The following is a 16,932-nucleotide window of genomic DNA, read 5'->3' as shown; positions in this document are numbered from 1 at the left end:
ACAATACCTGAGCAGATTTCCAAAAGGATCCCTGCCTTCGACCATTCAGCCGGGCGGTCTCCTCTTGTCTTTTGTAGAGAAGTGACCCAATACAGCTGAGTGTGTCAAAGTTTGACGAAATTGTAGGGAGCGGTGAAGTTGTTGTAGCGAATGCGCAGCCGCCCCTGGAAGGTCTGGTCTAGCTCCTCTACTTTTTGGGCAAAAACCGGCTCATCTTCCCAATTGATCAAAAACGAGCCGTTGTAGGCCATGTTTTCGGTGAGCAGATCTCCTTCTACGCGGTCGCTGGCCAAGGGGCTGAGGGCTGCTGTAAAGGTCTGGGCAATGCGCTGACGTCGCTGCTCTAAGAGCTGCTCCAGAGCCCGTCCGATCTCGACTACCGCGTCCAGCCCCAGAGGAGCGCCGGCCATTTCGTCTCGCCGAGCTTTGAGGGCAGGGTTTTCCTCTAGCCCCAGCTTGAGCTCCTGCTCGGGATCCCAGAAGACTTTGACTCCCACCTCCCGCTTGCCCTCCAGGCGCTCCAGCAGAGCCAGCAGATCCGCCAAGCGGGGCTGCACCAAGTCCCGTTCCACCTGCTCCCAGCCGCTCACCACCAGGCCAAATTGCAGAGGCAGCAGAGCCCGGTGTCCCTCGTTCATCACTTTTTCCAGCACGGCCTCATGGGCGAGCAAGTTGGCCCGGCTGGCCAGGTAGCGCTCTTGTCGAGCCTGGGAATACAAGAAGGCCAGGGATCCCAGCCCATGAACCTGCACCGGCTGCTTGTCCAATCCCACCACACTCAGATGACGCGGGCCAGGGGCAGCGACGATCCCGTAGAGGTAGAGGGCGCTATGGGGATTTGCCGTTGGCATTGCTGCGGGCATCTCCGATCAGCCACGTGAGGTTGGACTCTTCGGTGTCGATGGCATTGCCATCGGAGGAAATGCAGTAGCGACCCATCACCATCTGGTGGCGTAGGGTCACGCCTGCCGCAATCTGGGTGTAGTTAAAAATCAAGCTGCCATCCAGCGTACACCCTTCATTCAACACACATCCGTAGCCAATTGCCGTGGGGCCGATGAGTTTGACCCCGTCCGCCAAATAGCTGCTGGCCCCGATGTAGACCGGTGGCTCGATGTGGATGCGATCCCAGTTGGCGCGGATGTTGATCCCCGTCCATACGCCGGGTTGAATCTGGATCCCAGGCACCTTGACTCCCTTGATCTCGCCGCGCAGCACTTTTTGCACCGCCAGCCAGTAGTCGTGGGTGCGGCCAATGTCCACCCACTGAAAGTCAGCCGTGATCCCATAAAAGGGGGCACCCGCTTTCACCAAGGCCGGGAAGAGATCGCTGCCGATGTCGTAGGGGCAGCCAGGGGGAATGTAGTCGAACACTTCCGGCTCGAAAACATAGATGCCGGTGTTGATGGTGTGGCCGAGGGCCTCTTCCCGCCTAGGCTTTTCTTGGAAAGCAGTGATGCGACCCGTCTCGTCGGTGACTACCACCCCATAGCTGGAGACCTGGCTGGGATCCACCTGCCGCAGGACCACAGTGGCCAGCGCTCCCTTGGCTTTGTGGAAGTTGACGATCTGCGTGAGGTTCAGGTCGATCAGGGCATCCCCACAGAGCACCACAAAGGTACTGTCGAAAAATCCGGAGAAATCCTGGATCTTGCGCATACCGCCAGCGGAGCCCAGAGGTTCGGCCACCGGCTGGCCGTTCTCAAAATGGCCTTCGAAGGAAAAGCCGATGTGAACCCCCCATTGCTGCCCATCTCGAAAGTAGTCTTCGATTTGGTGGGCCAAGTGGCTGGTGTTGACCATGATCTGGTCGAAGCCGTGTTCCCGCAGCAGCTCCACCAAAAATTCCATGACAGGCTTGTGCAAAATGGGGATCATCGGCTTCGGCATCATGTAGGTGATGGGCCGTACCCGCGTGCCTTTGCCTGCTGCCAGGATCATGGCTTTCATGCCGTCGTCACTCCTCCGGGCTAACCGTGCTCTGACTTTATCATCCCAGGATCGGCATTCCAGAGAACCGGCGGGGCTTTCAAGAGGCTGGGGAATCGCTGCTGGGATTCCGATCCCCTACAATCAAGGGGGCTTGCTCTTCTGGGCATTTCGCCAAGGGTTTCCCCTGAGCCCCTCGTTTTGCCCCGTCTCTCCTGAGAGTTCCACCCGGCAGACGGGGATCCCAGCATTCTTACATTGATTGCTCCTGGCCCAAGATTCAGACGGATGTATCAGACAAATGTAGTAGATCCTGAAAAAGATGCTGGATGGCCGTCCCGACAGCCCACCCATCACGATTGCCCTGGCCAAGGGGGCCTTGCTGCCTGAGGCCATTCAATGCCTGCAGCAGGTGGGGATCGATTTCAGCCGTTTTTTGGATCCCGGCAATCGCCTGCTGCGGATTGAATCCCCCACCCGGCTGAACGGACAACGCTACGAAGCGCTGCTGGTGCGCACTCACGATGTGCCGGTGTACGTGGAGTACGGGCAGGCGCAGTTGGGCATTGTCGGCTACGACGTCTTGCGGGAGCGCTATGCCGGCACCGAAGCGCGGGTGGCCCACCTGTTGGATCTCCAATTTGGCCACTGTCGCATGTCGGTGGCCCTTCCCCAAGATAGCCCCTACCACTCGGCAGCTCAGTTGCCTGCTCATGCCCGCGTGGCTTCTAAGTTTGTCGGCTGCGCCCGGGAGTATTTTGACCGCCTGGATTTGCCGGTGGAGCTTATCTCTCTCTATGGTTCGGTGGAGTTGGCCCCCCTCACCGGCATGGCCGATGCCATCGTCGACTTGGTAGCCACAGGGCGCACCCTGAGGGAAAACGGCCTGATTGAGCGAGACTGCCTATTCGAGAGTACAGCTCGCCTGATTGCCCATCCCATCAGCTACCGTGTCAACCAACAGCCTATCCGCGAGTTGATCACCCAGATTCGGGAACGCTGGCTGGGATCCCTGTTGGTGGGTGGCTAATTTTGAGGCACTTCCTCTGAGGGGGATCACGATTGCGTACAATGGGGGCATTCGGGCTTATTTCCCCCAGCAGCGTTCAGATTCAAAAAAGGTTTTTCGAGGTTGATTATGCGGTACCGTCCACTGCTCGCCATCCTGTTGGCGCTTTGTTTGAGCGTCTTTGCTGTTCCGGCTAAGGCTGCCAAGGCGCCGCTGACCTATGACCAGATCCGCAACACCGGCAAGGCCGCCATTTGCCCTTCGGTCTCGGACAACGCCCGGGGCCGTATCGAAGTGCCTAGGGGGGGATCCCTGAAGCTGACGGATGTCTGCTTCCAGCCGGTGCAAATTGAGGTGGAAGAAGAAAAGCGGAACGGCGAGAAAGAGTTCATCAAGGCCAAAAACATCATGATCTCAGCGGCCACTCTGGGGCCGATTAAAGCTGAGGTGACTCCCAAAGACGGTGCGCTGGAGCTCAAAGTGGTGGATGGGATCACCTCTCAGCCGACCACCGGCCAAATGCCCCGCCGCGAGCTGGTGCCGTTTCTGTTTAGCGTGAAAGACTTGGTCGCCACTGCCCAGGGCTCCGCCATTGACCCTTCGACCGATTTTGAAGGGGAGTTCTTGGTGCCCGGCTATCACAGCAGCACCTTCCTCGACCCGCGCGGGCGGGGATCCAACACCGGCTACGACACTGCGGTAGGTCTACAGGCTGCCAAAGATGATTTTGCCACCAACCGCAAGGTGGACGAGGTTTCCCAGGGGAAAATGTCGCTGCGGATCGCTCGCGTGGATGCCAGCACTGGCGAAATGGCGGGATCCTTTGTTAGCATTCAGCCTTCCAGCACCGAGCAAGGGGCGATGGAACCCCACACTGTTCGCATTCAAGGCCTGTTTTACGCCCGCCTGGCGCAGGAGTCTTGAAGAGGCTTGAGGAAAGCCGAGAAGAGATCCAATTTCGGGCTTGAGATGGGCAGAGATCCCGGCGATCCCTGCCTATTTCTGTTGATACTATGTCTGTCTGGGTTTGCCCGTTGGGGAAGTGTGCAGCGATAAAGTCTGGGCCAGATGCCGCCACAGGTTCATTTGCAGATGGCCGATGCCACTAACCTGCCTTTTATGTTGACTCTGGACCCAAGGGGACTCTCAATCTGGACTCAAGGAAGCCCTTTGTGAGTTCCGCTTCAGCCAGTACCGCCACCAGTGCGGATCCGAGTTCTGCTGTGCTCGCTACCCCAAACTGAGCCTCTTTGCCGCAAGATGAGGTTCAGGGCAACGAGGGAAGTGATGGCCAACTACGACTGGATTCTGATCGGCGGTGGGATTACCGGGGCAGCCCTAAGCTATGAACTGGCCCGCCAGGGGGGATCCGTTCTGCTGATGGAGAAAGATGGAGTGCTGAACGGAGCAACCCGCTACAGCTACGGGGGCTTGGCCCATTGGGCGGGCAAAACGCCGATGCTCAAAGCTTTGGGAGAAGAAGGGATCCAACGCTACTGCACCCTGTCAGAAGAGCTGGAGGCAGATATTCAATTTCGCGAGCTGGATCTGCTCATGCCCATTGCCCCCGGCTACGATGCAGAGGCCGTTGAGGCGGATCTGGCCGACTGTCGCATCCCACCCCGGCGGATTTCGGTGGCGGCAGCCTGCGAGCTGGAGCCGCTGCTGGATCCGGCCGCTCTGGAAGTAGTCCTCTGGGCTCGGCATGGCCACATCAACCCCTTGTTGACGGCGCTGGCCTTTCAAAAAGCCTTTCAACGATTGGGGGGATCCCTCTTGATCGCAACAGCAACGGCCCTGCGGCGGCAGGGAGCGCGCATCACGGGCGTAGAGTCCGGAGCCGACTGCTACGGAGCAGGCCAGGTGGTGGTGTGCGCCGGCGGCTGGACACGGGCTCTGTTGCGCCAAGCGGGAATCCGGGTGCCCATCTACTACACCCATGCCGAATCCCTGGAGCTGGAGCCCTCGGATTTGCAATTGAAAGCGTTGGTGATGAGCGTGCCCGTGCAACGCTTGGAACTGGAACGACAAGCCGCCCATCCCGATCGGGATCCCCTTTGGGACGAGCCAGGGCACGAGCTTTGCCCGCCGATTCTGGATGCCGGGATCCTGCAATTTGTAGATGGCAGCATTCGCATGGGCCAGATCAGCCGGGTATTGACGGATCCCCATGCCGAGGTGGATGCAGCCGCCAGCGAAGCCCAGATCCGGGCACAAGCCGGTCGCTACCTGCCCAAGTTGGCCCACCTGCCCGGACGGTGGTATCACTGCTTGGTGGCCTTCAGCGCCGATCACCAGCCTCTGGTGGGATCCCTGCCCGGTTGGGAAGGCTTGCAACTGTTTTCCGGCTTCAGCAATCCCCTGCCCATCCTGCCCGCTTTGGCCCGTCGCTTCGCCCAACAAGCCTATGGACAAGCGGATGAATGGATCCCTGCTCTGTCGCCGGCGCGGTTTGCCCAGGTTTTGAGTTGATGCCTTGCTTATTCTCGATGACCATCGCCAACAAGTCTGGAATACGGCTATCCCGTCTGCAGCATAATGAAAGCCGGAAGTTCTCTGCGTCGGATCTATGCCCAACAGCTTGCCCAGCTCCGTCGATCTCAGCCAGAAGCGCATTTTGCTCACAGGGGGCAGCGGCTTTTTGGGCAAACATGTGCTGCAACAGTTGCAGGTGCTGGGGGTAAAGCCGGAGCAGGTGCGCATCCCGCGCTCCCGCACCCAGGATCTGCGCCGTTGGGAAGTCTGCCAAGAGGTGGTGCAAGGGCAAGATATCGTCATCCATTTGGCCGCCCACGTGGGTGGCATCGGCCTCAACCAAGCCAAGCCGGCAGAACTCTTCTACGACAACCTCATCATGGGATCCCAGCTCATCCACGCCGCCTACCTGGCCGGGGTGGAGAAGTTTGTCTGCGTGGGCACCATCTGCGCCTACCCCAAGTTTACCCCCGTTCCCTTCAAGGAAGAGGATCTCTGGAACGGCTACCCGGAAGAGACCAACGCCCCCTACGGCATCGCCAAGAAAGCCCTGCTGGTGCAGCTGCAGGCCTACCGGCAGCAGTACGGCTTCAACGGCATCTACCTCCTGCCGGTGAACCTCTACGGCCCCATGGACAACTTCGACCCCGAAAGCTCCCACGTCATCCCAGCCTTGATCCGCAAAGTGCACGAAGCGCAGCAACGGGGCCAAAACTACGTCGAAGTGTGGGGGGATGGCAGCCCCACCCGCGAGTTTTTCTACGCTGAAGATGCGGCCCGCGGCATTGTCATGGCCACCCAGCTTTACGACGGGGCGGATCCCTTGAACCTGGGCACCGGTGAAGAGATCTCCATCCGGGATCTGATTGCCCTCATCTGCGAGCTGATGGAGTTCCGGGGAGAGATCCGCTGGCAAACGGACAAGCCCAATGGCCAACCCCGCCGCTGTCTGGATGTCTCCAAGGCCCGAGAGAGGATGGGTTTTGTGGCCAAAGTCGGCTTGCGGGAAGGGCTGCAGCGCACCATCGACTGGTACCGCCGCCACGCCTGCTCTGGGCAAAGCTAGGCAACCCCTTGGCTCTCCAGCCGGCCATCCTCCATGTGCAGCACCCGATCCGCGATGTCCAGGATGCGGTTGTCGTGGGTCACCATCAGGATGGTGCAGCCCTGCTCCCGCGCCAGCTTCTCCATCAGGGTCACCACCTCGCGGCCCGACTTACTATCTAGGGCTGCCGTGGGCTCGTCCGCCAGCACCAGCTTGGGATGGCTAACCAAGGCGCGGGCAATGGCCACCCGCTGCTTTTGTCCGCCGGAAAGCTGTTCCGGGTAGTAGTGGACGCGATCCCCCAGGCCCACCGCCGCCAGCATTGCTTCCGCTCGCTGCTGGGCTTCCTGAGGAGAGAGGCCGTTGTGCAGCTCCAGGGCCATGCGCACGTTTTGGGCTGCCGTCAGGGATCGCAGCAGGTTATGGGCCTGGAAAATGTACCCGACCTGGCGGCGGATTTGAATGAGAGTACTGGGCTGAGCTCCCCGCAGCTCCTGTCCCAACACCCGCAAGCTGCCCTCCTGCACCGAGCGCAAGGCCCCCAGCAGCGTCAGCAGGGTGGTTTTGCCGGAGCCGGAAGGGCCAGTCAGCAGCACGATCTCCCCTGGCTGCAGGGCAAAGCTAATGTCGAAGAGAATCTGCTTGCGCAGGGATCCCTCGCCGAAATAGTGGTTTACACCTTCGGCTTTCACCACCGGCTCAACGGCATTCTGGGCAGAAGCAAGGGCAGCTTGATCGAGAAGAGGAGTCAGCATAGGAAACTCAAAATCTCAAAACTTTGCGTTGACAACTCATTGACCACTTAGGCCGTCATTTGGAGCGTTGAGATGAGACCATTTAGAAACCTTTGGCCGGAGAGCGTTGATGAGGATCCCAGAAGTTTTTAGACAGCCTAGCTCAAACCCTTCACCATCCATCCGATCCCCTTTGGCAGACTATTGACTTACCAACGCCCCGGCGCCCTGCCCACAGCCAAAACTCTAGAAAATGTCGGCAGGATCCGCTGCCCGCAGCCGTCGCACGGCAATCGCCCCTGAGATGAAGCACATGCTCACCGCCAGCCCCAGCACCAGCACTGCCCGGTTGAAGGTCATGGCAATAGGCAGCAACGTGGCATTGGCCGTCAAATCGTAGAGCAAAACCGACAGGGCAAAGGCAGGAATGTACCCCAAGCCGGCCAGCAGGAGCGCCTCCTGAAATACCACCCCCAGCAGGTAGGTATCGGTATAGCCCATGGCTTTGAGAGTGGCATATTCCGCCAGGTGATCCGACACATCGGTGTAGAGAATTTGATAGACAATCACAATGCCGACAATAAAGCCCATGCCCACCCCCAGGCCGAAAATAAAGCCGATGGCTGTGCCCTCTTCCCAGTAGGTTTGCTCCATATCGATAAACTCCGCCCGTGAGAGCACCCGCACATCTTCCGGCAGCAAAGCCCGCATCTGCCGCACCAAGGGATCCGGATCCACACCCGGCTGGAGTTGCACCACGCCGATATCCACTAGGCCGCGCCCCCGCTGCGGAAAAATGCGCAGGAAATTGAGGTCGCTGGTGAGGATGGTGCCGTCGGCTCCAAAGGTGGCCCCCATCTCGAACAGGCCCCCCACCTGGACGCGGCGGTTTCCCACCTCAGTAACCACCTCTCGCCCGGACTCAAACCACTCTGGGATGGGGCCAAACTCGCTGCGGGAGCGGCGGTCAAACAGCACCACGTCCGCCTTTTTGATCTCTTCCAGCTCGTCCGGCGTCAGTTCCGGCAAGTCCAACAGATCAGCCGAGGGATCCACTCCTACCACAAAAATGCTGCGGGTACGGCGGGTCTCTGGGTTTTTCCAGAGGGCAAAGCCCACATAGACAGGCGAGATGGCCCGCACCCCCTCAAAGCCCAAAGCCTGATAGAGTCGCCGCTGGGAGAAGGTGTTCATGGCAATCAGGGCGTTGGACTGGGGGCTGACCAGGAAGATCTCTCCCTTCAGGGCCACGTGGAAGCGGATGGCACTTTCCAGCAGGCTGTCTTGGAAGCCCAACTGCATGAACATCAAGATGCAAGCAAAGGCAATGCCCGCCAGGGCCACCAGCAGGCGGATCTTCTCCCGCGTCAACTGCAGCCAGGCCAACGGGATCCGATGGGCGATAAAAGCCACACTGAACAGGCTGTACATGGGCTGAGCCTACCCCTCGACATCGATGGCCACATTCACCTGCAGGTTGGTCAGGCCAGCCACGCGGGCGCTGCTCTCCGGATCCAGGCGGATATACACTTCCACCACGCGGGCATCCACATCGGCAGCAGGATCGGTGTTGAGCACATCTTTCTTGCCAATTTGCAGGCCAACCCGTTCCACCTGCCCCTGCAACGCTTCCGCCAGCGCGCGGTTGCTGATGGTTGCTCGTTGCCCTGGCCGAACCCGCAAGATGTCTGTTTCGTAGACCTCGGCCACCACCATCATTTGGTCAGTGTTGCCCAGCTCGAGAATGCCCTCGCCGGCGGGGATGACCTCTCCAGGGCGGGTGTGGATCTTGAGCACCTGTCCAGCACGGGGAGCGCGGATGAGGGTGCGCTCTAGGCGAGCTTCTGCCAGTTCCAGATTGCGGGCCAGGGATCCCAGTTGGACTTGGGCTTGGGCCAGACTCAGTCCCGCCTCGGCAGCTTGGACTTGGGCTTGGGCATTGAGCAGATCCCGCTCACGGGCCAGGCGCAGTTGGCTCAGGGTGGCTTCGGCAGCCCGCAAGTCCTCCTGTCGTTGCCGCACCAGCAGCCGGCGTTGATCCAGCTCTTGTTGCGAGATTGCTCCTTCCTGCCAGAGCTCCTGAAAGCGGGCCAGATTGGCCTCGGCATCGGCCAGCTCTGCCCGGATACGCTCCACCACCGCTTCCTGGGAGCGGATTTGCATCTGTTGCGGCTCATCCAGACGGCTGAGGCGGGTGCGTGCCTCTTGGATTTGGGCCTGACTGAAACGGGTCTCGGCCTGCAACCGGGCGCGGGCCTCTTGAAGTTGGGCGGCAGCGTACTCTCGCTCCGCCAACCGCTCGGCGTAGCTTTCCAAGCGGGCCAGCACTTGGCCTGCCACCACGCGATCCCCCTCGGCCACCAGCAGCTCTCCCAGCCGTTCTCCGGGGGAACCGGCAATGCGCAGCACTTCCCCCTCCGGCTCCAGGCGACCCAAAGCACCAACTTGCGGAGGCAGCCGCATTTCCACCGTTGCCTCTGCACTTCCCGATACCGACTGTGTGGCTCCCTGTTGGCTCAATCCCAGCCATGCCAGACCGGCACAACCAAGCAGCCCGACTCCTGCCAGCGACCAAAGCGCTCGTGGGTTCATGGCCTTTTACCCGCTGTGGCTTTGCAGACGACAAACGCCGCCTCTTTTTCTTATCTTAAATAAGTGTAAAGTTTTTGGGATGAAAATGTCCAGCTGTATTCTGTGTTGCTTGTGCTCACCGTATTTTCACCCCCTGTGGGTTCCCCAAGGTGCCGGCAGATCACGGCAACCGGTGGGGCGCAGCCTACCTAGCTCGGGGGATTCCTGATATGATGTGGCCTGTTCGAACCTGTTTGTAGTCAGCAGAACGCAGTCCTTTTTTTGGAGTGTGGCGGTTTTAGGAGTGGGGTGGAGTTGCGATGGTGGAAACAGTTGGAGGAGGGGATCCCATCCCGCCGTTGCCGGTTCGGTCTCAGCCTCCGCCCCTGCATTTGGATCCCCTAGATCCCTTGCTTTCCACCTATCACTTTGTGGGCATTGGTGGAGTGGGGATGTCGGCCCTGGCCTATATCCTGGCTAAACAAGGGTTTCGCGTTTCCGGATCCGACATTGTCGCCAATGGCCGTACCCGCCGCCTGGAAGCTTTGGGGGTGCGCTTCTTTCAGGGCCACAGCTTGGAGGGGTTGGTCGGGGATCCCCAGGTGGTCTATTCCAGCGCCATTCGCCCCACCAATCCAGAATTGGCTGCTGCCCTGGGCAAGGGATTGACGGTTTGGCACCGGGCAGACTTGTTGGCGGCTCTGTTTAACCGTCGCTCTGGCATTGGGGTGGCCGGCACCCACGGCAAAACCACCACCAGCAGCATGATCGGCTATGTATTGCTCTCGGCGGGCTGGGATCCCACCTTGATTATCGGCGGGGAAGTGGATGCCTGGGATGGCAATGCCCGTCTGGGTAAGGGGGAGTATTGGGTGGCCGAGGTGGATGAGTCGGATGGATCCCTGGTGCGGCTCTATCCCAAGATTGGGGTGATCACCAATATCGAGCTGGATCACCCCGATCACTACGCCGATTTGGGGCAGGTGATCCGGGCTTTTCAACAGTATGGGCAGCAAAGCCAAACCCTGGTGGCCTGTCTGGACTGTCCCAACGTGGCGGCTCACCTGAGGGTGGATGTGGGCTACAGCCTGACCGGTCATCCCCAAGCCCAGTACCAAGCTCGCCAAATCCTCTACACTGCCAGTTTCACCTGCGCTGAGATCTGGGAAAGGGGATCCCTCCTCGGACAGCTTCGCCTACAGGTGCTGGGATCCCACAACCTCAGCAATGCCCTGGCGGCGGTTGCCGTTGGGCGGCAGTTGGGCTTGGAGTTTGCGGTGATTGCCTCAGCTTTGGCGCAATTTCGGGGGGCGCATCGCCGCTTTGAGCACAAGGGGGAAGTGGGTGGAGTCACCTTTATCGACGACTATGCCCATCATCCCAGCGAGATTCGAGCCACCCTGCAGGCAGCACGGCTACAGCAGCGGCGGGTGGTGGCGGTATTTCAGCCCCATCGCCACAGCCGCTTGGCTGCCCTGTTCCAAGATTTTGCCCGCTGCTTTGGGGAGGCGGACGTGGTGGTGATCGTGCCTACGTATGGAGCGGGAGAGCCGGCGCCTGAGGGTTCCGACAGCTTGCGCTTGGCCGTGGCGGTGGCGGAGCACCATCCCCATGTGCGCTATGTGTCGTCTTTGCCGCGATTGCCGGAGGTGTTGCCGTCCGTCCTGCAGCCTGGAGATCTCGCCGTTTTTTTGGGCGCAGGGGACCTAAATCAGCAGATAATCGCTACGATGCGGGCATATGCGGCTCAGGTGAGGGAACAGCCTGGGCAAGCCAAAAATCCAAACTTCAGCTGAAAAGATAGCTGCTTCTGAGGTATTGAATCATGACGACGGCTCCGGTGGTGCCTCAGCGGGACGGTTCCTGTGAGTCTGAGGCGGCAAGTCTTACCGCTGAAGACAGGCTTCTCCCCCGCGGGCCGGCGGCTCTGCTATCTGGACGAATTCAATCGGGGATCCCGTTGGCTCCTCTGACCACCTTTCGCGTGGGCGGCAAAGCGGAGTGGTATTGTGAGCCCCGTAGCCATCTGGAGCTGCAGCAGTGTTTGGCTTGGGCGCGAGCAGAAGGGATCCCCACGACGCTGCTGGGGGCAGGCAGCAATCTGCTCATCAGCGATGCCGGGTTGAAGGGGCTGGTGATCGGTACCCGCCGTCTGCGCGGGATCCAACTGCTGGAAGGGGGGAGAATTTGGGCCGCTGCCGGAGAGCCTTTGGTCAATCTGGCGCGGGCAGCCGCCAAGCAAGGCTGGAGCGGTTTGGAGTGGGCCATCGGGATCCCGGGCACCCTGGGGGGAGCCGTGGTGATGAATGCGGGTGCCCACGGACGCGCCATGGCGGATGTGCTGGTGGAAGTGCAGATTTTGGACGAGGAACAAGAGCCCTGCCGCCTAGAACCTGCCGATCTGCAATTTGGCTATCGCCGCTCTCGCCTACAGGACTCCCCCTGGACGGTGACAGGGGCCACGTTGCAATTGATCCCAAGCAGGGATCCGTCCCAGGTGCAGTGGGAAACCCAGCGCTACCTCAACCAACGCCTAAGCTCTCAGCCCTATCATTTGCCCAGTTGTGGCAGCGTCTTTCGCAACCCCGAATCTCACCCTGCCGGCTGGCTAATCGAGCAGGTCGGCTTGAAGGGGTACCGCATCGGTGGGGCCCAAATTTCAGAGCGCCATGCCAACTTCATCCTCAATTGCCATCAGGCAAGCGCTAAGGACATTTACCGCTTGATTCGCTTGGCCCAGGAAAAGGTCTATCAGCAATGGTCGGTGCTTTTGGAGCCAGAAGTGCGCATTCTGGGATCCTTTGAGGATTAGAGGAGCATTGGGCAGACAATTTGGACTGTTTTCTTTTGGTGATTTTGATGATTCTGCTCTTAAACTGTTCTTACCAGCTTAGATGCTCGTCGATTCTTTCCTATCGGCTTATGAGTCAAGATGCAGCCACCTTACGTCGTTTAATTCAACGGCTCAATCAGTCCCACACCACTGCGGAAGAACGCCGCTATTTGGTGGAGATCGGCAGCCTGGCTGCTTTGCTCACCCCAGAAGAGGCTGCCGCTTTGGCCCAGGATCCCAAGCAACTCACCGCCGAGCAGCACTATCGCATTTGGGACTGGGTGCATCGCTGGGAACGGGAGCACCGCCACGAAGATCTGGACTGGGATCCCTCTCTAGACCGACACAACGACTAAGCCTCGAGAGAACTCCATCCTGCTCTTGCGATCGGGAGCTCAGCTGAGATCTTGGGATCTAAGACAGAAGCCATCTCCAAGTCTCATTTTTGAACAGGATCCACACCCCCAAACCCACCAGAATCCAGGGCACCCAGCGCTCTCCCCGCTCGGCCAAAACCTTGGCTACTTCAGGTTGCATTGTCAGTTTTTGAGCCATTGCAAACCACAATCCCTTCATCAGAAAAAAGATCGTGGAAAAAAGGGCCAACTGAGGAGGGGTGCTGCCGGCAAACAGAGGAACGTACAGGCTGACATTATCTCCACCATTGGCAAAGGTGAGGAGCATGGACATCAGGGCTGGTGGGGGCAAAAAAACTGACCAAGCCTTTTGGGTTGGGCGCTCTTGCAGTTCTTCCAGCTCTTCTTCCAGGGCTTCTTCCAGCTCAGGTTGCCACAATTTCCAACCGCCTACCGCAATCGGGATCAACCCCAGCAGCCCAATCGCAGGTGGCGGCAACAACAGGACTCCCAAGTATCCCAGAGAGCTGAGCAGGATCAACCCTGCCAAGCCCAAGTAGCCTCCCAGCCAAATGTGCCAGCCCTTCCACAGGGGTTGCAGCTGCGCCTGGGCAAACAACAGAACCAGCAAGAAAAAGTCGTCGATATGGGTGGCAACAAAAGCGAGGATCCCTTCGACTAAAGTTGCCCAGAAAATTGCCAGCGGCATAGGGTTAAGAAATGGGGAAGATGGCGCTGATATCGACGAGGTGAAACTGAAGCAGCCCAACAATTGCCGAAGTATAGGCGGTAGAAGAAGCCAGCCCAATCAAGAGATCGCGTTTCATATTGCGGGGTTTCTCGCCTTTCTCGACGACATCCGTAGCGCCAAACTGCATCATGAGAATGCCTATCAAGTTGGAGAGCCAGTACCCCACGAGGGTTCCGCCCAAAAACCACTGTGGCTGCCACAGGCTACACAGGTAGCCCAACCCATAGGCAATCGGCAGGTTGAAAAACAAGTCATTCCACCAGGAAAGGGGAGACAGCATAAACCCCAAAACCAGTAAAATGCCACCTCGGAGCTTCTTCCCCATAGGTCTTGCTCTCCAGCGTTACGTCCTCACAATCTTAACTTCACATTGCTTCATGAAAACCCAAAAACAATGTCTGGCTCTCCACCTGGGAGTGTGGCACGGCCTCTTCTCCAACTATCGACCCACCGCCGGCGGCTGGGAGCTGGGGGGCCAAAAGCGCAGCCTCATCACCTTTGAGGCCTTGGCTCCATCCTCTTCTTCAGGAAGTCCGGCGGCAGGGATCGCGATCCGCCAAACCAACACCTACTACCCCCTACAGGGATCCCCCACTCCCGAAAGCTCCCAGAGCTGGGTCTACCAGGATTTCTCGCCGGGATTGCGCTTTTTCCCCGATGGATCTTTTTCCAATGGGCGGCTGCAACTGGCGCCGTTTAGTGATTTTGCCGTTGAGCAAGGCTTTCTCTGGGGGGATCGCAAGGCGCGGCTGGTGCAACAGTGGGATGCCCAAGGTCGTCTGGTAGAGGTAACCGCGATCCTGGAGCGGCGCGGCCAAGCTTTGGATCCCGTTGCAGACTGTGCACCCCTGAGCAGAGAGCAGCTGAGAGCCTGCCTCCAGGGGAGATGGCGGGGGATCGCCCAGAGCTTTGCGGTTGCCGAGGGCCGGTTTGCCGAAACCGAGGTGGACTGCTCGGGGGCAGAGTGGTTGAGCAACTGGGATCCCTTGCCGGGAGGGCTGTGGATTGGCGGGCCGGATCCCTTGCCCATCCCCACTGCCCAGCGGGATCGCAGCTTTTCGGTGAGCCTGAGCTGGTTTCCGCAGCCGGAAGACTGCCACTGTCTCTTGCGTTTGAGCCGGGACTACGATGCCCGCGGTGCTTGGCAGCGGGTTACGCTGATCCGGGCGCAGAGGGATCCCGTTTGAGAAAGGCGCAAACCTGGGCAAACACCGTTTCCCGCTCGCAGTCCAAAGTGAGGATGTGGTCGGAGTGCTCCAGCCAATGCAAGATCTTCTCCTCGGATCCCAGCTCTTGATAGAGCCACGCTGCCTGTTCAGGATCCACTACTGTATCTTGGCGAGATTGCAGGATCAGAGTGGGAACCCGGATGCCGGCCACCTCTCCCTTGACCCGCTCGATCAGCTCCAGAGCGCTGCGCACCGCCGACAGATTAAAGCTGCGGAAATAGGCCGTTCTTTCTGCCAAGGCTCGAGCGTCCCCATCCCGAATCGGCAAGCTGAGGCGGGGCACCTCCTTCAATAGCCAACCCAGGCTGTTCAGGTACTGCTCAGGGCGAAAAAGATAGTACCAGCGGTGGCGAATGGCGAAAAATGGCGCCAGCAGCACCAATTTGTGGATGGGATGGGCAAAAGCCAGGTGCAAAGCCAGCAGACAGCCGGTGGAAAAGCCCACCAAGGAAACGCGGGGATACTCCTGCTGCAAAGCCAGGTAATGCTCCAAAGCCCGCCCGTACCACTCCGTCCAGCGGGAAGGGGGCATGCGGGGGGCTGGGCGGTCATGGCCAGGATAGTTAAACCCCTGCACCGTCAGGCCAGCCGCCAACAGCCGCTCTGCCAGCCATTGCAACTCGTAAACACCGCCCCCCAATCCATGTAGCAGCAGACAGGCGTGTTCCCCTGCTCCTCGCCACAAAAAGGGTTCGTTACTCAACATAAAAAAAAATAAAACTCCGTTCCACTTCGCGACGGGATCCCTTGCTAGCCCAAGGTGATATCCAGCAACATCATCACCACAAACCCACTGATGACCCCAAAGGTGCCCTCCCGCTCCAACCCCTGCCGGTGCGACTCAGGGATGATCTCATCGGAAATGACAAACAACATCGCCCCCGCCGCAAAAGCCATGCCCCAGGGCAACAAGGGCTGCGCCAGAGAAACCACCGTTGCTCCCAGGATGCCGCCGATGGGCTCCACCAGCCCGGTCACCAGGGCAATGGCAAAAGCAAACCGCCGCGAATACCCTTGGCTTGCCAGCGACAAAGCCACCACCAGCCCTTCTGGCATGTTCTGCAAGCCGATCCCCAACGCCAACGCCAACCCATCGCCGACTTGGCCGGTAGCGAAACCCACTCCCACCGCCAGTCCTTCCGGGAAATTGTGCAGGGCGATGGCAATGATGAACAGCCAAATCCGTTTCAAATGGGCGCGGTTCTCCCCTTCCACCCCTTTGAAAAAGTGCTCGTGAGGAAAGAGGCGGTGGGCACTCTCCAGGAAGATCGCCCCCAACAACAGGCCTGCCACCATCACCACAGCCGCCCCAAATGGGGAATACCCCAGCGCCATGGCTGCCTCGGTGCCCGGCACCACCAGCGAAAACGAGGTGGCCGCCAGCATCACCCCACCCCCAAATCCCAGCAGGATCCCTTGTACCCTTTCGGAGAGCGAGGGAAGAAAAAGGGCCGGCAAAGCCCCCAGCCCCGTCGCCAACCCGGCGATCAAGCTGGCCAGGGATCCCATCCCAATTGGATGCACAAGCCAATCTCCACAAAGGCCGAATGCTTTTCAATTCTCCTCCCTTTCCAACGTTGTGTGAACATTGCTGGCTCGAGCGGCATAGGCGAGGTTCTGAAAGTTGGCTTGGAGCGCCAGATTTTGTGCTTACAAGCAAGGTACCTAAGAGCAAGTCTGAAGGAGCTATTCCCTAGTTGGAGTTTGCCAGCTAAGCCAAGGTTTATTACAATAATTGTAAATTGCCTCGGCGCAGAAGCGTCCTGAACAGCAATTGGACTGGAGTACACTGCAGCAAGACAGGTCGATAAAAACTAAAGTCAAGTCCGATAGTGATGAGGAGTGAGAGAGCGATGAAGAAAAAAGCAGTTACAACTCTTGTGGCCTTGAGTCTAGGAGCGGCCTGTCTAGGTTGTGTTGATCTTTCATTTGAGCCAAAAGAGAGCACTGACGAGATAGAGAAAACTCAAGAAGTTCCTGGCCAATTTGTCAAAACGAGA

The 16,932-nt window shown here is 59.1% G+C and carries 17 protein-coding genes; 8 read left to right on the top strand and 9 right to left on the bottom strand.

All coding sequences use genetic code 11. The features are described 5' to 3' along the window. Positions 1-104: 104 nt before the first annotated feature. Together ACVWXE_RS10885 and ACVWXE_RS10880 are read right to left on the bottom strand one after the other, a co-directional pair. Positions 105-851: a GvpL/GvpF family gas vesicle protein gene (locus tag ACVWXE_RS10885; protein WP_011433160.1), complete on the bottom strand. Its 747-nt coding sequence runs from the start codon at positions 849-851 to the stop codon at positions 105-107. After that, complete coding sequence (locus tag ACVWXE_RS10880) at positions 829-1,950, bottom strand: sugar phosphate nucleotidyltransferase (protein ID WP_457490308.1); 1,122 nt, start codon at positions 1,948-1,950, stop codon at positions 829-831. Before ACVWXE_RS10880 ends, ACVWXE_RS10885 begins: the two co-directional genes overlap by 23 nt. A gap of 301 nt (positions 1,951-2,251) precedes the next feature. Here ACVWXE_RS10880 and hisG point away from each other — a divergent pair, with 301 nt between their 5' ends. The 4 genes from hisG (at position 2,252) to ACVWXE_RS10860 (ending at position 6,479) form a co-directional block, all read left to right on the top strand. After that, complete coding sequence (gene hisG, locus ACVWXE_RS10875) at positions 2,252-2,959, top strand: ATP phosphoribosyltransferase (protein ID WP_011433162.1); 708 nt, start codon at positions 2,252-2,254, stop codon at positions 2,957-2,959. 108 nt (positions 2,960-3,067) lie between these two features. Then, complete coding sequence (locus tag ACVWXE_RS10870) at positions 3,068-3,862, top strand: photosystem II manganese-stabilizing polypeptide (RefSeq protein WP_457490307.1); 795 nt, start codon at positions 3,068-3,070, stop codon at positions 3,860-3,862. A gap of 363 nt (positions 3,863-4,225) precedes the next feature. After that, the gene (locus ACVWXE_RS10865; protein WP_457490306.1) at positions 4,226-5,410 is read left to right on the top strand and encodes an NAD(P)/FAD-dependent oxidoreductase; all 1,185 of its coding nucleotides are present in this window, start codon (positions 4,226-4,228) and stop codon (positions 5,408-5,410) included. A gap of 97 nt (positions 5,411-5,507) precedes the next feature. Continuing rightward, complete coding sequence (locus tag ACVWXE_RS10860) at positions 5,508-6,479, top strand: GDP-L-fucose synthase family protein (RefSeq protein WP_041436472.1); 972 nt, start codon at positions 5,508-5,510, stop codon at positions 6,477-6,479. Here ACVWXE_RS10860 and ACVWXE_RS10855 read toward each other — a convergent pair. The 3 genes from ACVWXE_RS10855 to ACVWXE_RS10845 form a co-directional block, all read right to left on the bottom strand. After that, the gene (locus ACVWXE_RS10855) at positions 6,476-7,213 is read right to left on the bottom strand and encodes a DevA family ABC transporter ATP-binding protein (RefSeq protein ID WP_414383324.1); all 738 of its coding nucleotides are present in this window, start codon (positions 7,211-7,213) and stop codon (positions 6,476-6,478) included. The two genes, ACVWXE_RS10860 and ACVWXE_RS10855, sit on opposite strands and share 4 nt — an antisense overlap. Positions 7,214-7,438: 225 nt before the next feature. Further along, a complete protein-coding gene (gene devC, locus ACVWXE_RS10850) occupies positions 7,439-8,623 on the bottom strand; it encodes an ABC transporter permease DevC (RefSeq protein WP_457490305.1) in 1,185 nt (394 codons plus the stop codon). Positions 8,624-8,632: 9 nt separating this feature from the next. Next, entirely contained in the window at positions 8,633-9,784 is a 1,152-nt protein-coding gene (locus ACVWXE_RS10845) for an ABC exporter membrane fusion protein (protein WP_457490304.1), read from the bottom strand. 299 nt (positions 9,785-10,083) lie between these two features. Here ACVWXE_RS10845 and murC point away from each other — a divergent pair, with 299 nt between their 5' ends. The 3 genes from murC to ACVWXE_RS10830 all read left to right on the top strand — a co-directional run bounded on the left by murC (position 10,084) and on the right by ACVWXE_RS10830 (position 12,952). Then, entirely contained in the window at positions 10,084-11,559 is a 1,476-nt protein-coding gene (gene murC, locus ACVWXE_RS10840) for a UDP-N-acetylmuramate--L-alanine ligase (RefSeq protein ID WP_457384300.1), read from the top strand. Between the two features lie 29 nt (positions 11,560-11,588). Next, the gene (gene murB / locus ACVWXE_RS10835; RefSeq protein WP_414351862.1) at positions 11,589-12,575 is read left to right on the top strand and encodes a UDP-N-acetylmuramate dehydrogenase; all 987 of its coding nucleotides are present in this window, start codon (positions 11,589-11,591) and stop codon (positions 12,573-12,575) included. 110 nt (positions 12,576-12,685) lie between these two features. Then, complete coding sequence (locus ACVWXE_RS10830) at positions 12,686-12,952, top strand: hypothetical protein (RefSeq protein WP_414329076.1); 267 nt, start codon at positions 12,686-12,688, stop codon at positions 12,950-12,952. Between the two features lie 58 nt (positions 12,953-13,010). Here ACVWXE_RS10830 and ACVWXE_RS10825 read toward each other — a convergent pair whose 3' ends face one another. After that, the gene (locus ACVWXE_RS10825; RefSeq protein ID WP_457490303.1) at positions 13,011-13,661 is read right to left on the bottom strand and encodes a cadmium resistance transporter; all 651 of its coding nucleotides are present in this window, start codon (positions 13,659-13,661) and stop codon (positions 13,011-13,013) included. A 4-nt stretch (positions 13,662-13,665) separates the two neighbouring features. Next, positions 13,666-14,028 (bottom strand): hypothetical protein, encoded by a 363-nt coding sequence (locus ACVWXE_RS10820; RefSeq protein WP_457490302.1) that lies wholly within the window; start codon positions 14,026-14,028, stop codon positions 13,666-13,668. Between the two features lie 52 nt (positions 14,029-14,080). Here ACVWXE_RS10820 and ACVWXE_RS10815 point away from each other — a divergent pair, with 52 nt between their 5' ends. After that, the gene (locus ACVWXE_RS10815; RefSeq protein WP_457490301.1) at positions 14,081-14,890 is read left to right on the top strand and encodes a DUF3598 family protein; all 810 of its coding nucleotides are present in this window, start codon (positions 14,081-14,083) and stop codon (positions 14,888-14,890) included. Here ACVWXE_RS10815 and ACVWXE_RS10810 read toward each other — a convergent pair. Further along, positions 14,856-15,638 (bottom strand): alpha/beta hydrolase, encoded by a 783-nt coding sequence (locus ACVWXE_RS10810; RefSeq protein ID WP_457490300.1) that lies wholly within the window; start codon positions 15,636-15,638, stop codon positions 14,856-14,858. The two genes, ACVWXE_RS10815 and ACVWXE_RS10810, sit on opposite strands and share 35 nt — an antisense overlap. A 44-nt stretch (positions 15,639-15,682) precedes the next feature. Continuing rightward, a complete protein-coding gene (locus tag ACVWXE_RS10805) occupies positions 15,683-16,456 on the bottom strand; it encodes a ZIP family metal transporter (RefSeq protein WP_457490299.1) in 774 nt (257 codons plus the stop codon). Positions 16,457-16,932: the final 476 nt, after the last annotated feature.

Source organism: Thermostichus sp. MS-CIW-41 (genome assembly GCF_054058915.1).
This window is presented reverse-complemented; position numbering and strand designations above follow the sequence as displayed.

Excerpts from the sequence above, each read along its gene's own strand:
- ACVWXE_RS10885 (WP_011433160.1), bottom strand. The coding sequence starts at position 851 with ATGCCAACGGCAAATCCCCATAGCGCCCTCTACCTCTACGGGATCGTC.
- ACVWXE_RS10880 (WP_457490308.1), bottom strand. The coding sequence starts at position 1,950 with ATGAAAGCCATGATCCTGGCAGCAGGCAAAGGCACGCGGGTACGGCCC.
- hisG (WP_011433162.1), top strand. The coding sequence starts at position 2,252 with ATGCTGGATGGCCGTCCCGACAGCCCACCCATCACGATTGCCCTGGCC.
- ACVWXE_RS10870 (WP_457490307.1), top strand. The coding sequence starts at position 3,068 with ATGCGGTACCGTCCACTGCTCGCCATCCTGTTGGCGCTTTGTTTGAGC.
- ACVWXE_RS10865 (WP_457490306.1), top strand. The coding sequence starts at position 4,226 with ATGGCCAACTACGACTGGATTCTGATCGGCGGTGGGATTACCGGGGCA.
- ACVWXE_RS10860 (WP_041436472.1), top strand. The coding sequence starts at position 5,508 with ATGCCCAACAGCTTGCCCAGCTCCGTCGATCTCAGCCAGAAGCGCATT.
- ACVWXE_RS10855 (WP_414383324.1), bottom strand. The coding sequence starts at position 7,213 with ATGCTGACTCCTCTTCTCGATCAAGCTGCCCTTGCTTCTGCCCAGAAT.
- devC (WP_457490305.1), bottom strand. The coding sequence starts at position 8,623 with ATGTACAGCCTGTTCAGTGTGGCTTTTATCGCCCATCGGATCCCGTTG.
- ACVWXE_RS10845 (WP_457490304.1), bottom strand. The coding sequence starts at position 9,784 with ATGAACCCACGAGCGCTTTGGTCGCTGGCAGGAGTCGGGCTGCTTGGT.
- murC (WP_457384300.1), top strand. The coding sequence starts at position 10,084 with ATGGTGGAAACAGTTGGAGGAGGGGATCCCATCCCGCCGTTGCCGGTT.
- murB (WP_414351862.1), top strand. The coding sequence starts at position 11,589 with ATGACGACGGCTCCGGTGGTGCCTCAGCGGGACGGTTCCTGTGAGTCT.
- ACVWXE_RS10830 (WP_414329076.1), top strand. The coding sequence starts at position 12,686 with ATGAGTCAAGATGCAGCCACCTTACGTCGTTTAATTCAACGGCTCAAT.
- ACVWXE_RS10825 (WP_457490303.1), bottom strand. The coding sequence starts at position 13,661 with ATGCCGCTGGCAATTTTCTGGGCAACTTTAGTCGAAGGGATCCTCGCT.
- ACVWXE_RS10820 (WP_457490302.1), bottom strand. The coding sequence starts at position 14,028 with ATGGGGAAGAAGCTCCGAGGTGGCATTTTACTGGTTTTGGGGTTTATG.
- ACVWXE_RS10815 (WP_457490301.1), top strand. The coding sequence starts at position 14,081 with ATGAAAACCCAAAAACAATGTCTGGCTCTCCACCTGGGAGTGTGGCAC.
- ACVWXE_RS10810 (WP_457490300.1), bottom strand. The coding sequence starts at position 15,638 with ATGTTGAGTAACGAACCCTTTTTGTGGCGAGGAGCAGGGGAACACGCC.